We start from the raw sequence: 17,032 nt of genomic DNA, 5'->3' as shown, positions 1-17,032 counted from the left end.
AAATAGTATTAAAAAAGGGATGAGGTAATTTAATTGCCTCATCCCTTTTATTTCAAAATATTTAATCAGTAGTAAGCTCACCATATTCATTAGATTCGAATGCTTTTTTGTCCCAATTTTTAGTGAGTTTGGCAGTACCTGTGCCTGCTAACATAGAGTCATTAACATTAAGAGCAGTACGACCCATGTCAATAAGAGGTTCGATAGAAATTAATACGCCGGCTAATGCAACCGGTAAATTTAGTGTTGATAAGACTAATATAGATGCGAATGTAGCACCGCCACCTACACCAGCAACACCAAAGGAACTGATAATGACCACGGCTACTAATGTCACGATAAATTGTAAATCGATATTTACATGTGCAACCGGTGCAACCATGATCGCAAGCATCGCAGGGTAGATACCTGCACAACCATTTTGTCCAATAGATAAACCGAATGTTGCGGAAAAGTTAGCGATACCTTCAGGTACACCAAGACGTGTTGTTTGTGTTTGAATATTTAACGGTAAAGAACCAGCACTTGAACGTGATGTAAAGGCAAAAGCCAATACTTCAAATGTTTTCTTCATATATTTGACTGGGTTGATACCAAGGATAGTTAAAATGACTAGATGAATAATATACATTGTGATTAATGCTGCATAAGACGCTATCATAAATTTACCTAGAGTCCAGATAGCAGCAAAGTCACTGGTAGCAATCGTTGAAGCCATAATAGCTAAGATACCATAAGGTGTTAATCGTAATACGAAGGTTACGATAGCCATGACAATAGAATAAATCGCTTCAATACCACGTTTAAGTGTGTCACCATGTTCAGGTTCTTTACGTGCAACGCGTAAATATGCAAATCCAACAAATGACGCGAAGATAACGACCGCAATCGTAGATGTGGTTCTTTCACCTGTAAAGTCTAAGAACGGATTGCTAGGTAATAATTCTAAGATTTGTTGTGGTAACGTATGCGCTGTTAAATTTTTAGCCTCTTTAGTGATTTCACTACCGCGTGAATGTTCAGCGCTACCTAAATCAATAGAAGATGCATCTAAACCGAAGAGTAATGCATATCCAATACCAACCAAGGCAGCTATAGCTACAGTCCCAATTAAAAACATGAAGATATAACTACCGATTTTAGCAAATTTGTCCCCAATTTGTATTTTACTGAATGCAGAAACGATAGAAATAAAAATTAACGGCATTACAATCATTTGTAATAGTGCGACATAACCATCGCCTACGATACTAAACCAATCACTTGTTGTTTTGATTACTTTTGAGTCGACTCCGTAGATTAAATGCATTGCGATGCCTAGAATAATGCCTATAGCTAAGGCAGTAAACACACGTTTAGGAAATGAAATGTGTCTTTTAGCCATGACATTTAGCATAATAATGAAGGCAATGAGCACAATAACATTAATCACAGTTAAAAATGAGTCCAATGAATAACACTCCTTTTTAATTATTATGTTCTAAATTTATGTATTAAGAATATTACTCATATTTTTATAATTCAAGGTTATAAACTTAAAAGGTATATTTTTTATAATTAAAAATGTGTAAAGTATTAAATTGATTGAATAAATAATTTTATTTGTGGGATATCAGAAGACAGATATAAAAAATAAGTGTCACATTCCAAATAAAAGAATTAGAATGTAACACTTGTATGTAACGGAGTAATAAGACGGTAAGTAATGATTTAAGTTAATCTAATAAACTATAAAATTCATCCATAACTGATTTGTTATAAGATTCTACATCAAATCTACTATAGCTAGGTTGTGAACCTTTAATGAATGTTTCAATACCATTGGCTATATGTTGAACCTCATTTTTAACTAGCATACCGTATTTTCCATCTTCTAAAACGTAACGATTTGCAATAATGTCAGATGCTAATACTGGTGTTCCAGTAGATAAAGCTTCCAATATAACCATTGATTGTCCTTCATAATGTGAAGTTAAAGCAAATAAATTAGCACGTTTTAATAAATAAAATGGATTACGTTGATGGCCTAATAAAAACACATTGTGTTCTAGATTTAAATGATTAATCATGTTTACAAATGTTGCTTTTAATGGTCCATCACCTAAAATATAAAGGCGAATGTGTGGGTGTTTCGTTTTTAATTCATGAACTGCTTTAATGAGTAAATCAATACCTTTTTCCGGTGATAATCTACCAATAAAAACGATATTAAAGTGACTCTGATCAAATGGCGTATTAAACAAGTTTCCATCGGAATAAGAGACGATAACTTGTTTGCCATCTTTATTATAAATTTCACTATCATCATTCATTAGACGTTTGATTTTTGAGTAATTGATTGTATTTCGACAAACATTGAATTTATTTTTGGGTACTGTTGATGAAAATTTGCGTTGATTCACTTTCATTGTTGCTTCAGATACGCTAATGAGTTTATCAAAACGTTTATAAATACTAAACAATGTTTTTAAATTTTGATAGTGAGGTCGTTTTCCATTGACTGTTCTGTTTTGATCATCTTGCATGTCACTATGCATATAAATATATTTTTTCTTCGCATTAGCAGCTAATACCAAATTTCCCCAGAAAAATGCATATCCACTAAAATCAATAGCATAATCAAATTGTATATCTCCGAATACTTTTCTCATTTCACGACGATAGAGATGCTTTGGATGAATAACCTCTTCAAAGTGATGATATACACCGCGTTGTCTAATAAATTCTACTCGATATAATTCTTTAAATGAAGTAAGGAAAGGACTACTTCTGAACAATACTCTGACATTAGCGTTTATTTGATTGAGGTTATTTTTAAATTCAATGTTTTTGCTATTTGTCACCATTAATGTGACGTCATATTTTTCATAATCAATATTTTCAAGTAAGTTCAACATCGAAGTAGTAATACCGTTGTTCTTTAAACCGCCAGGATAAAATAGTAATTTCGTCTTTTGCTTTTCAATATTTGCATGTGAAGGTATTGTTTTTAATGATGTACTAAAGATTGCTTTAATTAATCTTTGACAGGCGTTACCGTCATCATTTGAACAGAATTGAGCTTTAAATTGTTGATAATTTTTATCGTATTGCTTATAGTTTTCGTTTTGAATACCTTGAACGACATCATTAATATTTGTATAAACTGGACCAGGAAGTTGCTCTGCATCAATATACAATCCGCGAGTGCGTGCGTATTCATCATGATTTGTTGTATAAAAAATAATAGGTTTATCAGTGACTAAAAAGTCGAAGAAAATACTAGAGTAATCTGTAATCATTAAATCAACGACTGATAATAATTGATTAGTATCAAAGGTGTTAGGTATAAGGTACGGTTTTAAATTATCTGAATGAGCTATTTTTTTATATACAAAAGGATGTACTTTTAATAACACCTGATAACCTGTTAGAGATTCTAATGCTTTGACTTCATTATAGATATTGTCTTCTTCAATGATAGGTTTATTTACATCTGTACCTTGCCATGTAGGGCAATATAATATTATTTTTTCCTGATTTAAATGTACAAATGAGCTTAATGCTTTTCTAATATCTGCTGTTGTGGAATTAATTGTTAAATCAAGACGTGGATAACCTATTTCTAAAAAATTACCCTGATAAATTGGTGACAACTTGAAAGCTTGATCTAATATAGTAGTTGTGTGTTTATTTGGCGATATGATGTAATCAGAAATTAAAAAATTACGCATAGTATTTTGCGTTTTGATTAAGGAATGAGGAATATCTAATCCCATATGTTTTAATGGTGTGCCGTGCCATGTGTTGATATAGACTTGGTTTTCTTTTTTTGTAAAATAGGCTGGAAATGTAGCATTATTAATAAGATATTTACAAGTGGTTAATGCTTTTAGATATGATTTTGATTCTTTAATAACAAATGATACGTGTGATAAATGTTGAAATTGATTACGGTAATATTGAGCCGTACTTTCAGAATCCACAACCCAAGTATGATGTAAGTGTTGATAGGCTTTATGACGCGTTAAATATAAAAAAATGGCGTAAGGACTATCAGTCATGCTTTTGCCATCGGTCACTTGATAAAGTATGTGGGAAGGATTAACGTTATTCTTTTCATAGTAATGAGCATATGTCATCACTTTTTTGAAATAGGGGGATTTATTAAACGTTTTAATTGGTTTAGTTAAAAAGGAGGTTTTTCTTTTAAACTGATTTTTGATTAATGATTGTGTCGCTTTTCTCATAGTGTGTCAGTCCTTTGTTGTGATATAGCGTAAAACATGATTTATATATATTTAGTATAATATATTATAACAGCAATATAAGAATAGAAGTAAGATATTGACATAAAAAAGAGGTGAAGCATCGGTTGAGACTTAAAGTGACACACTTTTGTCTTAACTTATCTTCACCTTATATTTACTATAAGTTAAATAATCTTGCGAAAAAGCCTTTTTTCTCTTCTTTAGGTTCTGGATGACCTAGAGGAGATGATTGTGACTCAGTATTATTATTTGTATTTGAAACTTGAGACTCTGAAGTAGTGTATGATGTTGATTCTGATTGAGATGTTGATTGTTGCTCAGATGTACTTAATGAGGTGCTCTCACTTTTAACCACTTCGTCATCGTTACTTAAACTATTTGAATGATGGGATGTTGAAGTGGAAGTTGATGCTACTGAATTACTTTCACTTGATGTAAGTGACATAGATTGTTTAGGTTGATGACTTTGGCTTGATTGATGACTTGCAATTGATTCAGAAGTGATAGCTTGTTGTTCATCTAACTTTTTAGTATGAGACTGCTGCGTCGACTGGATTGCATCTTGAGTTGTTTGAATCGCTTTTAATGATTCAGTATTTGCATCAATCTTAGATGTGATTTGATTTTGTAACTCTTTAAGTTCCTGTTGTTGATGGTGAACTTGACTAATCATTTGTCCTAACATTTGACGCTCTTCACGCATTTTTTGTATTTCGCTTCGTAAGTCTTCCACTAGTTGAGAAATATTTTGATCAGTAGGTAATTGGCTATTATCTTCTTTTACTAATACTTGAAGGAAGTCTTTTTCTTTTTCAAGTTCTTCAAATGCTAAGTCATAGCTATTCGTTTGCTTCACTTTATCTGCGATATCTTTAAATAATTCGATATCTTCTTCTTTAAAATCAGTAGCTTCACGTCCACGGTACTCTGTCTTACTAAGTTGATAGCCACGTTCTTCTAAATGTTGGACGATTTTACGGACTTGTTTTTCACTTAGCTCGACGCGTTGTGCGAATTCTTTAGTTAACATTAATAAAGTCCTTTCATATATGGTTTATGTATACTGACGTTTGTCTTCGGTTAGTGAAACGTCAGTCTTACCTCATATGATAGTTTACCGTTAATTATAGTTGATTTCAAGTAATGTTACAGTGGGCTTCTTAAATTCATTTGTTCTAATAGAGGATATATAATCTCTCTTGAAATACCATTAGCAAAGACATATTTTAAAATATAATTAGACTTCACACTTGTGCCATAAATGTCTTTAGATAAGACAATATTGGCTTTGATAAATAAGTCGATGTCTTTCGGATTTTCGTCGGTTGTATAGTTGGGATGAATATAATCAATTTCACTTTGTTTTTCAAATTGATGTTCATAGAGAAACTGTCGACGACGCTCAAGCACCTTGTTTGTTTCTTCATCAGTTGTTAGTGGTTCTTTAGGTACTTCCATCATTATAAAGTTAATATTTCTATCATGAATTTCATTAGCGTAGACATTGAGCTGTTCCTCGATTTTGTCTAAGGTCATAGACATTACTTCATCATGATTATCTTTATTTTTAGTAATAAGATATATAAGAAAGGCGGAATTAGTAGTCGCTTCATAATGTGCTGTTGCCATGCTTATTACTTCATTGTTTTCAATGCCAACGATAAAGGCATAATCCTTGTCGGTTTTATTGTTTTCTAATGATTGTTTGAAAATATGGCTGTCTTCGGTAAGGCTAATATCTAACTTTGAGTCGTAAATTTGTAATGCTTCTCTGAAATATGGATCTTGAACAGACGTTATCGCTTTAAATTCCATTCATGGCACCCCCAAAATATATTTTTTAAATTATAGCATATGTTTATTTCTATTAATGGATAAATTAATAAAGTTTGATTTGTTTTAATAAAGTAAAACACCACAACTTAAACGGCTTAGCGTACAAGTTATGGTGTCCTTTTTATATCCATTTCATTTTCACGAATTTGTCTTAAGCTTTTGGGCCTTTAGATTCAGCAGCATAATGCGTGATATCAAGTTCTTCGTAAGCTGTATTATTTTCTTCTACTTCGTTATGAGAAGAATGGTCGCGTCTTGCAACAACTAAAATCTTGTTGTCTAGAATATCTTGTTTATGATTTTCGATTTCTTCATCAGTTAAATCGTATCTTGTAAGAACAGCTTGTTCACCATCTTCACCGATAAGTAATCTAGACATACGATCACTGAATGAGCCACTTGTAGCAATTAAACTAATTTGAGAGTCGTGTAAATCATCTAAATGTAATTTTGAACGACTAATAACCGCTAATTCACTTTCTAAATAGCCTTCAGATTTCTTTTGGTTAATCACGTTGTATAATTCTGATTTGTCTTTTACTACTGTAATTTCTGCCATGATTATCGCCCCTTATATTTTCTCTACTTTCAAAATCTATACCCTTACCATTCAATTATAAAACTTTTGTTTATATAAATATATAATTTTACTACTTTATCTACCAAATTTAATTTTGAATTATATATCAAACGCTTTCAGTATAAAATACTGTTAATTCAACGATGATCGTATTTAATAGTTATTGAAAAAGTAGCTAAAATTTGCTATCATCATTAAATAATTTATATGACTCATATAATCTGAAGAATATGGCTTTAGAAGTTTCTACCATGTCGCCTTGAACGACATGACTATGGGTAACAATTCAATACTTAGGAGCAGTTTAAATCGTTCAAACAACACGAAGGACTAGTGTAATGTGTCATCGTTATAAGTTTCTTTAAATAGCTTACAAAGGAACCTCTGTATCTAATTGTATACATTTTTAATTATCGATTAATTTGGCGTATCTACTTCTTTATTTGCAATTATACGCAATGTATTGCACGTTCCCTCATAGATCCTGAAACTTATTGAAAGTTTGGGGATTTTTTTGTATCAACAAGTCTATGGATTACATAATTTTGAGGAGGTTTTCTGGGTGGAGTCGTTAGGACGTAAAGTAAAAGAAGATGGTGTAGTCATCGATGAAAAGATACTTAAGGTAGATGGTTTTTTAAATCATCAAATTGATGCAAAGTTAATGAATGAAGTAGGGCAAACATTCTTTGAACAATTCAAGAATGAAGGAATTACAAAGATATTAACTATTGAAGCATCAGGTATTGCGCCAGCAATAATGGCAGCATTCCATTTTGATGTACCTTGCTTATTTGCTAAAAAAGCTAAGCCAAGTACTTTAAAGGATGGATTTTATCAAACAGATATTCATTCCTTTACTAAAAATAAAACAAGTACGGTTATTGTTTCTGAAGAATTCCTTGGGGAAAACGATACTGTTTTAATTATTGATGATTTCTTAGCAAATGGTGATGCTTCTCTTGGATTAAACGATATTGTTAAACAAGCTAACGCTAAAACAGCAGGTGTTGGTATCGTTGTTGAGAAAAGTTTCCAAAACGGTCGACAAAGACTTGAAGCAGAAGGTCTAAACGTATCATCTTTATGTAAAGTAGCATCATTAAAAGGTAATAAAGTGACGTTATTGGGTGAAAATTAATGAAAAATTTCATTCTTAGTATTCAACATTTATTAGCGATGTATGCCGGCGCGATTTTAGTTCCTATTATTGTAGGAACAAGTTTGAAATTCACACCAGAAGAGATTGCATATTTAGTAACAGTGGATATTTTTATGTGTGGTATAGCGACATTCTTACAAGTGAACAAAGTAACAGGTACTGGATTGCCAATAGTATTAGGGTGTACATTTACAGCAGTAGCACCGATGATTTTAATTGGACAGACAAAAGGACTAGGCGTATTATATGGTTCACTATTTTTATCAGGTATTTTAGTGATTATCATCGCACCATTCTTCTCTCATTTAGTTAAGTTCTTCCCACCAGTCGTGACAGGAAGTGTTGTGACAATCATTGGTATCAATTTAATGCCAGTGGCAATGAATTATTTAGCTGGTGGAGAAGGTGCTAAAAACTATGGTGATCCAAAGAATTTAGTATTAGGTGGGATTACACTCATTGTGATACTGATTTTGCAACGATTTACGACTGGATTTTTAAAATCAATCGCAATTTTAATTGGATTAATCATTGGAACAGTGTTAGCAGCAATCTTTGGCCTTGTAGATGTTAAGCAAGTAGGTGAAGCCCATTGGGTAGGTATTCCTATGCCATTCCGCTTTTCAGGCTTTGGCTTTGATTTAGGCGCAACTTTAGTGTTCTTTATTGTTGCTATGGTGAGTTTGATTGAATCGACGGGTGTCTATCACGCATTAAGTGAGATTACTGGGAAGAAATTAGAACGAAAAGATTTTCGTAAGGGTTACACTGCGGAAGGTCTTGCAATTGTGATTGGGTCATTATTTAATGCCTTCCCTTATACAGCATATTCACAGAATGTTGGTTTAGTATCTTTATCAGGTGCTAAGAAAAATAAAGTTATCTATGGCATGGTTATTTTATTACTTATATGTGGTTGCATTCCTAAACTTGGTGCCTTAGCTAACATTATTCCATTACCAGTTTTAGGTGGTGCGATGATAGCGATGTTTGGTATGGTAATGGCATACGGTGTTAGTATTTTAGGTAATATTAATTTTGCTAACCAAAATAACTTATTAATTATTGCAGTGTCTGTAGGTTTAGGTACCGGTATTAGTGCTGTACCTCAAGCGTTTAAAGGTTTAGGAGAGCAATTTGCTTGGTTAACACAAAACGGTATCGTGTTAGGTGCCATCTCTGCAATTATCTTAAATTTCTTTTTTAATGGTATAAACTATAAACAAAGTGAAGAAAATGTGAAATAATAGAACAAACTATATAATATTGGAGGCTGTTTTTAAATGTGGGAAAATAAGTTTGCTAAAGAGTCATTAACATTCGATGATGTATTATTAATTCCAGCTCAATCAGACGTATTACCAAGCGATGTTGATTTGAGTGTTCGCTTATCAGATAAAATTAAATTAAACATCCCGGTCATTTCTGCGGGTATGGATACAGTTACAGAATCTAAAATGGCTATTGCGATGGCAAGACAAGGTGGACTAGGCGTTATCCATAAAAACATGGGTATCGAAGAACAAGCTGACGAAGTACAAAAAGTAAAACGTTCAGAGAATGGTGTTATTAGTAATCCATTTTATTTAACACCTGACGAAAGTGTATATGAAGCAGAAGCTTTAATGGGTAAATATCGTATTTCAGGTGTGCCAATCGTAAATAATTTAGATGACAGAGAGTTAGTAGGTATTTTAACTAACCGTGACTTACGTTTTATTGAAGATTTTTCTATTAAAATCTCAGATGTTATGACAAAAGAAGATTTAATCACAGCTCCAGTAGGTACGACTTTAGACGAAGCAGAAGCAATTTTGCAAGAACATAAAATTGAAAAACTTCCTCTAGTAGAAAATGGTCGTTTAGAAGGATTAATTACTATTAAAGACATTGAAAAAGTGCTTGAATTCCCATATGCAGCTAAAGATGCTAATGGCCGATTATTAGCAGCGGCAGCAATCGGTATTTCTAAAGATACTGACATTAGAGCAGAAAAATTAGTTGAAGCAGGTGTAGACGCACTTGTTATCGATACAGCACATGGTCACTCAAAAGGTGTTATTGAACAAGTTAAACATATTAAAAATAAATTCCCTGAAATTACATTAGTAGCTGGTAATGTTGCGACTGCAGAAGCGACGAAAGATTTATTTGAAGCGGGTGCAGATGTTGTTAAAGTTGGTATCGGTCCAGGTTCAATTTGTACAACACGTGTTGTTGCAGGTGTGGGTGTACCTCAAATTACAGCTGTTTACGATTGTGCAACTGAAGCACGTAAACATGGTAAAGCAATTATTGCTGATGGCGGTATTAAATTCTCAGGTGACATTATTAAAGCATTAGCAGCGGGTGGACATGCTGTTATGTTAGGTAGCCTATTAGCAGGTACTGAAGAAAGCCCAGGTGCAACTGAAGTATTCCAAGGTAGACAATACAAAGTATACCGTGGTATGGGCTCATTAGGTGCAATGGAAAGAGGTTCAAATGACCGTTACTTCCAAGAAGACAAAACACCTAAGAAATTTGTACCAGAAGGTATTGAAGGACGTACAGCTTACAAAGGTCCTTTACAAGATACAATTTATCAGCTTATGGGCGGTGTAAGATCAGGTATGGGTTACACTGGTTCTAAAGATTTAGAAACGTTACGTGAAGAAGCGCAATTTACACGTATGGGACCTGCTGGTTTAGCAGAAAGTCACCCACATAATGTTCAAATTACTAAAGAATCACCAAACTATTCATTCTAACTATAGATTTAAAGGAGAACGACAATTATGGAAATGGCGAAAGAGCAAGAGTTAATTCTTGTCCTAGACTTTGGTAGCCAATACAACCAATTAATCACAAGACGTATACGTGAAATGGGTGTATATAGCGAATTGCATGACCATGAAATTTCTATTGAAGAAATTAAACGAATGAACCCTAAAGGTATTATATTATCTGGGGGTCCTAATTCAGTTTATGAAGAAGGTTCATTCACTATTGATCCAGAAATTTATAATTTAGGTATCCCTGTATTAGGTATTTGTTACGGTATGCAACTAACGACTAAATTATTAGGCGGAAAAGTGGAACGTGCTAATGAGCGTGAGTATGGTAAAGCAATTATAAATGCAAAATCTGACGAGTTATTCTTCGGTTTACCATCAGAACAAACTGTATGGATGAGTCACTCAGATAAAGTCATTGAAATTCCAGAAGGCTTTGAAGTGATTGCAGATAGTCCAAGCACAAATTATGCTGCAATTGAAGATAAATCACGCCGTATCTATGGCGTACAATTCCATCCAGAAGTACGTCATACGGAATACGGTAATGACCTTTTAAGAAATTTTGTTCGTCGTGTTTGTAATTGTACAGGCGAATGGACAATGGAAAACTTTATCGAAATTGAAATCGAAAAAATTCGTGAACGTGTAGGAAACCGTAAAGTATTATGTGCAATGAGTGGTGGCGTTGACTCATCTGTAGTAGCGGTACTTTTACACAAAGCAATTGGTGATCAATTGACTTGTATTTTTGTTGACCATGGTTTACTTCGTAAAGGTGAAGGCGACATGGTTATGGAACAATTCGGTGAAGGTTTCAACATGAATATTATTCGTGTAAATGCACAAGATCGTTTCATGAATAAATTAGCTGGTGTATCAGATCCAGAACAGAAACGTAAAATTATTGGTAATGAATTCGTTTATGTATTTGATGACGAAGCATCTAAGTTAAAGGGTGTAGATTTCTTAGCACAAGGTACGCTTTATACAGATGTGATTGAATCAGGTACAAAAACAGCTCAAACAATTAAATCTCACCACAATGTGGGTGGTTTACCAGAAGATATGGAATTTGAACTTATCGAACCGATTAATACGTTATTCAAAGATGAAGTACGTGCATTAGGTATCGAATTAGGTATTCCTGAGCATTTAGTATGGAGACAACCATTCCCAGGCCCTGGTTTAGGTATCCGAGTGCTTGGTGAAATTACGGAAGATAAATTAGAAATCGTACGAGAATCAGATGCAATTTTAAGAGAAGTAGTGCGAGAAGAAGGTCTTGAAAGAGACATCTGGCAATATTTCACTGTGTTACCAGGCATTCAATCTGTAGGTGTTATGGGAGATTACCGTACATATGATCACACTGTCGGTATCCGTGCTGTAACATCAATTGATGGTATGACAAGTGACTTTGCGCGTATCGATTGGGAAGTCTTACAGAAGATTTCAAGTCGAATCGTTAATGAAGTGGATCATGTTAACCGTGTTGTCTATGACATTACATCTAAGCCACCTAGCACAATAGAGTGGGAATAAGATACTATGATATAGTCCTCAACCGTTTAGGTTAGAGGACTTTTTTATACTAAAATGCTTAAAAATTTACCTGCATGTAATTACCAGTTACAATTGTAAATGAATATAAAAGATAAAGAGGTTATTTCATATGAATTCAAAAGTAGCATTAGCATTAAGTGGTGGCGGCCATTATGGTATCGCATTTCACATTGGATATTTAAAAGGATTGTTTGATAAAGGGCTCGATTTAAGAACTGTAGATTATATCATTGGTACATCTGCAGGGTCTCAAGTAAGTACAACTGTATCGTCAATGATTGATTGGGATACAATTTGGCAGGAGCAAATTATTGAAAAGGTTAATGAAACAACACCTATTTCTGATAAAGAAATGGGAGAATTATTCCAAGCATTTGATCAATTAGCGAAAGAAAGTAAATCAACTAAGGATTGGGTTGATGGTATGGGTAAAATCTCTAAAAATACTCAACCACATGTATCACTAGACATACGTCGTGATATGATTAGAAATCGCTTAGGTAGTGTGCCGTTAGAATGGAATGACAAATTAAATATTGTAGCAACAGAACTAGAGACATCTGAACGTAAAGTATTTAATGCACAATCTGATGTAGCATTAATAGATGCACTAGCTGCAAGTTCTGCGTTACAAGGTGTATGGCAACCGATTCCAATTAATGGATATCACTATTATGATGGTGGGTCTTATTCAATGGAAAATCCTGATGTCGTTGATGATGCAGATAAAGTGATTGTATTAACTACTAACTTACCAATTGAAACACCGTACGCACTTGATCAGCTCGTAGAACAAATGAAAGCTGACGGGAAAGATGTTTATGTTGTAAAACCTAGTGACGAAGTGGTGTCAATTTTACAAGCATATCAATATAATACTGTGAATGCAGATATGAGAGAAGAAATAGCACAAGCAGCCATTAAACAAGGTGCAGCAGATTATGAACAATTAAAAACTTTTTTAAACGCATAGATGAATTGATTTAATATAGTATTCTTTGTATTGAAAGGTATAGTTAAAAGTATTTAGGGAAGTTGAAAATCCTAGATGCTTAAGACTATGCCTTTTTATATTTGTAAAAATAATATGATGAATGGCCCTATTAAGATAAAAATCGTTATTGATAAATCGGAATTAATCCTATAGAATGTAAAACGTAATAATTACTGTTTACAAATAAGAGAGGGCGTATATTATGGCTAAAATTCCAGTAACTGTATTAAGTGGGTATTTAGGTTCTGGTAAGACGACATTATTAAATCATATTTTACAAAACAGAGAAGGACGACGTATCGCAGTTATTGTAAATGATATGAGCGAAGTTAATATTGATAAAGACTTAGTGGCAGAAGGCGGGGGCTTGTCACGTACGGATGAAAAATTAGTAGAGCTATCAAATGGATGCATCTGTTGTACATTAAGAGATGACTTACTCAAAGAAGTTGAACGTATTGTGAAAAAAGGCGGTATCGATCAAATTGTCATAGAATCTACAGGTATTTCTGAACCTGTACCAGTCGCTCAGACATTTTCATATATAGATGAAGAATTAGGTATTGATTTAACAGCGATTTGTAGGTTAGATACAATGGTTACAGTCGTCGATGCAAATCGATTTATCAATGATATTAATTCAGAAGATTTATTAATGGATCGTGATCAAAGTGTAAGTGACGAAGATGAAAGAACAATTGCTAATTTATTGATTGACCAAGTAGAATTTTGTGATGTAATGATTATCAATAAAACGGATTTAGTTTCCGAAAAAGAATTAGGACGTTTAGAACAAATCTTAACTACATTGCAACCAGATGCTAAAATGATTAAAACAGTTAATTCAGAAGTAGATTTAAAAGAAGTATTGAATACACAACGGTTTGATTTTGAAAAGGCGAGTGAGTCTGCAGGATGGATTAAAGAATTAACTGAAGGCGGTCATGATGAACATACACCTGAAACAGAAGAGTATGGGATTTCTTCATTTGTGTATCGCCGTCGACTTCCATTTCATGCTGAAAGATTTAATACATGGTTAGAACAAATGCCAGATAACATTGTAAGGGCTAAAGGTATTGTTTGGTTAGCACAATATAATCAAGTTGCTTGCCTGTTATCACAAGCAGGGTCATCATGCTCCATTCATCCAGTGACGTACTGGGTAGCTAGTATGTCTAGAACACAACAGGAAAGTATTTTGGAAGAACGTCCAGACGTTGCTGAAGAATGGGATATTGAATATGGAGATAGACATACACAATTTGTAATTATTGGCACAGATTTAGAGAAAGAAGAGATAGTTAAATCACTAGATCAGTGTTTATTAGATAGTAGTGAAATTGATGCAGACTGGTCACAATTTTTAGACCCATATCATTGGACTATCACACAACAATAATTACAATTGATGAATAAAAAAGTTTCACGTGAAAAAAACATATAAAAATAAAGGTACGCAGTGACACTACTTTAGATGATAATTGTAGTGATTTGCGTACCTTTTGGTTTTATTTAATATTATTTTTTACAAATTGACCAGCTTTACCTTTAAATGATTCACCGCCTGCCATTTCTTGTTTAGCGTATTTGTCAGTAGAATTATTCCATAGATTATAACCATAAGTACGCAGACCATAAATTTTAGAATATTTGCTATCTAACATTGGAGAACCTGAGGCACCTGCTCTAAAGATATCTTTAGTCATAATTTCAGTACCATTGGCTGAAAATTGTGTAAATCTTAATTCACTGTAATAGGCTTTCGTATTATCACCATTTTGCCAAGGGTAGCCTAATGAATATAGTGGTGTATTAAATTTCAAACTATTGATTTCTTTATCTGAGGCAATACGAATAGGTTTAGCATATTTAGACATTTTTTCTTTAGTGTGTACAATAGCAATGTCATAATGCGGTAATTTTTTAACATCAGATGCATGGAACTTATATGGAATATGTTTGCCATCACGATTCATTGCGAAAGTAATATATTTAGCGGAAGCGGCTTTTCCATTTTTATCATCAATGACATGTGCATTTGTAATTAGAGTATGATCACCAATAACAGTGCCTGTGCCCATCGAATCTTTCCCTTTCCCTTTATGACCGTTCATGTTCGATACTCGACCAATGGCTTTTAAATTATTTTGATTCGCTTTCGTATAATGTTGAATGCTAATCGAACTTTTATTGATTTTTTTAGCTTTTTGATAGGCTTGTTGATCTGAAGGATAATTTAATCCATCACGATAGTAATAATCGGTATCTGCATGTGCTTGATGTGACATTGTGGCTGTTGCAGACATTGCAAGTGAAGCGATTAATGTGCTACAAATCATTGTTTTAATTGGTCTGAAATATGACAAAATATAAATCCCCTTTGTGTTTATTTAGTATTAAATTCTTTAAAATGTACGTTCATTAAATTTTAAGCTTTGTTACTCCCAATTATATGCGAAATAAGTTGTATTACAATAGAAAATGCAAATCTTTTTATAATGATTTAATGATATTTACAAAATGATTATTTGTTAATTTTAGTATAAAGGTTTAAACATTAATCCTTTCATCTATAGTGATCATCAACATGTTTATATATTAAAAATATGGTATTGCCAAATAATTTCACGAAATATCTATATCTTTTCTTATATAGATATGATAATTTTTATTATAAAGAAAAATCATTTTATCCAATAAGAGATTAGAACAAAGTCCTTCAGGATCTAATCGATACGTCAAAATTTAAATTAGATGCTTCTTAAATTTTGACGTATTGTAACTTAATCTGAGAGATCCCGATATCGTGATGTCACATTTTGCTTTTAAAGTGTGGCGGCTCAATGATGTTCTAATCTCTTTTTTTATGTCATCTATCATCGATGTTAAGAAATGAAGTTAGATGATGTACAATAGATATGTATAGATGGAGTGTGATATCAATGCTTTCAATTATATTTACAGCGATAGTTTTATACACGGCAACTGCCATTGATTTATTAGTCATTTTACTGATTTATTTCGCTAGAGCACATACTAAAAAGGAATATAGAGACATTTATATAGGACAATTTTTAGGATCGATGACGTTAATTATCATTAGTTTATTTTTCGCATTTGTATTACACTATGTCCCTGAAAAATGGATGCTAGGATTATTAGGTTTAATACCCATTTATTTAGGCGTTAAAGTTGCTATTTTTGATGATTGTGAAGGAGAAAAAAGAGCCAAAGATGCTTTAAATGATAAGGGTTTGTCAAAATTAGTGGGAATTGTTGCTCTGGTAACGATAGCAAGTTGTGGTGCAGATAACATAGGTTTGTTTGTACCTTATTTTGTATCTTTAAATTTAAGTCAGCTTATTGTGACGCTAATTGTATTCGTGATTCTTATTTTTGTACTTATTTATACAGCGCAACGGTTAGCGAATATTAAAGATATTGGGGAAATCGTTGAAAAATTTAATCGTTGGATTATGGCAATTGTTTATATAGGTCTAGGTATATTTATCATTATCGAAAATGATACGATAACGACATTGTTTGATTTTATATTTTAACTATGAAAAGATGTTAATGGTCAAACTAAAAGAGGTAGAACGATAGGTCCCACCTCTTTTATGTATTATTATTTATTATTTGAAGAAGCCAAGGATTGTTTTGATAATTGAAATGATGCTTGTTACGATTTCCATAATTTAGTCCTCCGTTTCTATTAATTTTTGTTTATTTTGGGGTTGTACAAGTTTTGAAATAATCATATTATTTGTTGCCTTTAACAAGGTCGATGATTGTTTTAACTAAAGAAATGATACCTGAAATGATACTCATGATTATATCCCTCCAATTCAAATTTTTAGTGATATC

The 17,032-nt window shown here is 32.9% G+C and carries 14 protein-coding genes and 1 riboswitch; of the genes, 7 read left to right on the top strand and 7 right to left on the bottom strand.

What is annotated here, in order from left to right; all coding sequences use genetic code 11:
- Positions 1-61: 61 nt before the first annotated feature.
- The 5 genes from LPC11_RS11785 to LPC11_RS11765 form a co-directional block, all read right to left on the bottom strand.
- Entirely contained in the window at positions 62-1,450 is a 1,389-nt protein-coding gene (locus tag LPC11_RS11785; protein ID WP_002466442.1) for an L-cystine transporter, read from the bottom strand.
- 265 nt (positions 1,451-1,715) lie between these two features.
- Positions 1,716-4,229 (bottom strand): glycosyltransferase, encoded by a 2,514-nt coding sequence (locus LPC11_RS11780; RefSeq protein ID WP_107566445.1) that lies wholly within the window; start codon positions 4,227-4,229, stop codon positions 1,716-1,718.
- A gap of 178 nt (positions 4,230-4,407) precedes the next feature.
- Positions 4,408-5,280 carry a hypothetical protein gene (locus tag LPC11_RS11775; protein WP_107566446.1) on the bottom strand — a complete coding sequence of 291 codons (873 nt, stop codon included), beginning with the start codon at positions 5,278-5,280 and terminating at the stop codon, positions 4,408-4,410.
- Between the two features lie 116 nt (positions 5,281-5,396).
- Positions 5,397-6,065, bottom strand: a complete 669-nt coding sequence (locus LPC11_RS11770) for a hypothetical protein (RefSeq protein ID WP_023374560.1) — start codon at positions 6,063-6,065, stop codon at positions 5,397-5,399.
- Positions 6,066-6,237: 172 nt separating this feature from the next.
- Complete coding sequence (locus tag LPC11_RS11765; protein ID WP_023374561.1) at positions 6,238-6,645, bottom strand: general stress protein; 408 nt, start codon at positions 6,643-6,645, stop codon at positions 6,238-6,240.
- 213 nt (positions 6,646-6,858) lie between these two features.
- Positions 6,859-6,961, top strand: a riboswitch (purine riboswitch).
- A gap of 267 nt (positions 6,962-7,228) precedes the next feature.
- On the opposite strand from LPC11_RS11765, the gene xpt reads away from it, so the two are divergent.
- The 6 genes from xpt to LPC11_RS11735 all read left to right on the top strand — a co-directional run bounded on the left by xpt (position 7,229) and on the right by LPC11_RS11735 (position 14,564).
- Complete coding sequence (xpt, locus tag LPC11_RS11760; RefSeq protein WP_002466419.1) at positions 7,229-7,807, top strand: xanthine phosphoribosyltransferase; 579 nt, start codon at positions 7,229-7,231, stop codon at positions 7,805-7,807.
- On the top strand, positions 7,807-9,075 hold the full coding sequence (gene pbuX, locus LPC11_RS11755) for a xanthine permease PbuX (RefSeq protein ID WP_023374562.1): 1,269 nt from the start codon (positions 7,807-7,809) through the stop codon (positions 9,073-9,075). The genes xpt and pbuX overlap by 1 nt, the downstream gene beginning before the upstream one ends.
- Before the next feature lie 36 nt (positions 9,076-9,111).
- Positions 9,112-10,578 (top strand): IMP dehydrogenase, encoded by a 1,467-nt coding sequence (gene guaB / locus LPC11_RS11750; RefSeq protein ID WP_002466427.1) that lies wholly within the window; start codon positions 9,112-9,114, stop codon positions 10,576-10,578.
- Between the two features lie 27 nt (positions 10,579-10,605).
- Entirely contained in the window at positions 10,606-12,147 is a 1,542-nt protein-coding gene (gene guaA / locus LPC11_RS11745) for a glutamine-hydrolyzing GMP synthase (RefSeq protein ID WP_023374563.1), read from the top strand.
- A gap of 130 nt (positions 12,148-12,277) precedes the next feature.
- Positions 12,278-13,141, top strand: coding sequence for a patatin-like phospholipase family protein (locus tag LPC11_RS11740; RefSeq protein WP_023374564.1), 864 nt, complete (start codon positions 12,278-12,280; stop codon positions 13,139-13,141).
- A gap of 223 nt (positions 13,142-13,364) precedes the next feature.
- Entirely contained in the window at positions 13,365-14,564 is a 1,200-nt protein-coding gene (locus LPC11_RS11735) for a GTP-binding protein (protein WP_023374565.1), read from the top strand.
- Between the two features lie 109 nt (positions 14,565-14,673).
- Here LPC11_RS11735 and LPC11_RS11730 read toward each other — a convergent pair whose 3' ends face one another.
- A complete protein-coding gene (locus LPC11_RS11730; RefSeq protein ID WP_104681482.1) occupies positions 14,674-15,531 on the bottom strand; it encodes a trypsin-like serine peptidase in 858 nt (285 codons plus the stop codon).
- A 576-nt stretch (positions 15,532-16,107) separates the two neighbouring features.
- Between LPC11_RS11730 and LPC11_RS11725 the strand changes: the two genes are divergently transcribed.
- A complete protein-coding gene (locus tag LPC11_RS11725; RefSeq protein WP_023374567.1) occupies positions 16,108-16,725 on the top strand; it encodes a CadD family cadmium resistance transporter in 618 nt (205 codons plus the stop codon).
- Between the two features lie 202 nt (positions 16,726-16,927).
- Here the strand turns inward: LPC11_RS11725 and LPC11_RS12605 are convergent, their stop codons facing one another.
- A complete protein-coding gene (locus LPC11_RS12605) occupies positions 16,928-16,996 on the bottom strand; it encodes a hypothetical protein (RefSeq protein ID WP_226956355.1) in 69 nt (22 codons plus the stop codon).
- Between the last annotated feature and the right edge of the window lie 36 nt (positions 16,997-17,032).

Source organism: Staphylococcus sp. HL28 (genome assembly GCF_021117155.1).
Lineage (GTDB): Bacteria > Bacillota > Bacilli > Staphylococcales > Staphylococcaceae > Staphylococcus > Staphylococcus warneri.
The sequence above is the reverse complement of the archived record's forward strand: the minus strand, read 5'-3'. Positions and strand labels throughout refer to the sequence as shown.

Coding starts and splice junctions, on each gene's coding strand:
- LPC11_RS11780 (WP_107566445.1), bottom strand. CDS start 4,229: ATGAGAAAAGCGACACAATCATTAATCAAAAATCAGTTTAAAAGAAAA.
- LPC11_RS11775 (WP_107566446.1), bottom strand. CDS start 5,280: ATGTTAACTAAAGAATTCGCACAACGCGTCGAGCTAAGTGAAAAACAA.
- LPC11_RS11770 (WP_023374560.1), bottom strand. CDS start 6,065: ATGGAATTTAAAGCGATAACGTCTGTTCAAGATCCATATTTCAGAGAA.
- LPC11_RS11765 (WP_023374561.1), bottom strand. CDS start 6,645: ATGGCAGAAATTACAGTAGTAAAAGACAAATCAGAATTATACAACGTG.
- pbuX (WP_023374562.1), top strand. CDS start 7,807: ATGAAAAATTTCATTCTTAGTATTCAACATTTATTAGCGATGTATGCC.
- guaB (WP_002466427.1), top strand. CDS start 9,112: ATGTGGGAAAATAAGTTTGCTAAAGAGTCATTAACATTCGATGATGTA.
- guaA (WP_023374563.1), top strand. CDS start 10,606: ATGGAAATGGCGAAAGAGCAAGAGTTAATTCTTGTCCTAGACTTTGGT.
- LPC11_RS11740 (WP_023374564.1), top strand. CDS start 12,278: ATGAATTCAAAAGTAGCATTAGCATTAAGTGGTGGCGGCCATTATGGT.
- LPC11_RS11735 (WP_023374565.1), top strand. CDS start 13,365: ATGGCTAAAATTCCAGTAACTGTATTAAGTGGGTATTTAGGTTCTGGT.
- LPC11_RS11725 (WP_023374567.1), top strand. CDS start 16,108: ATGCTTTCAATTATATTTACAGCGATAGTTTTATACACGGCAACTGCC.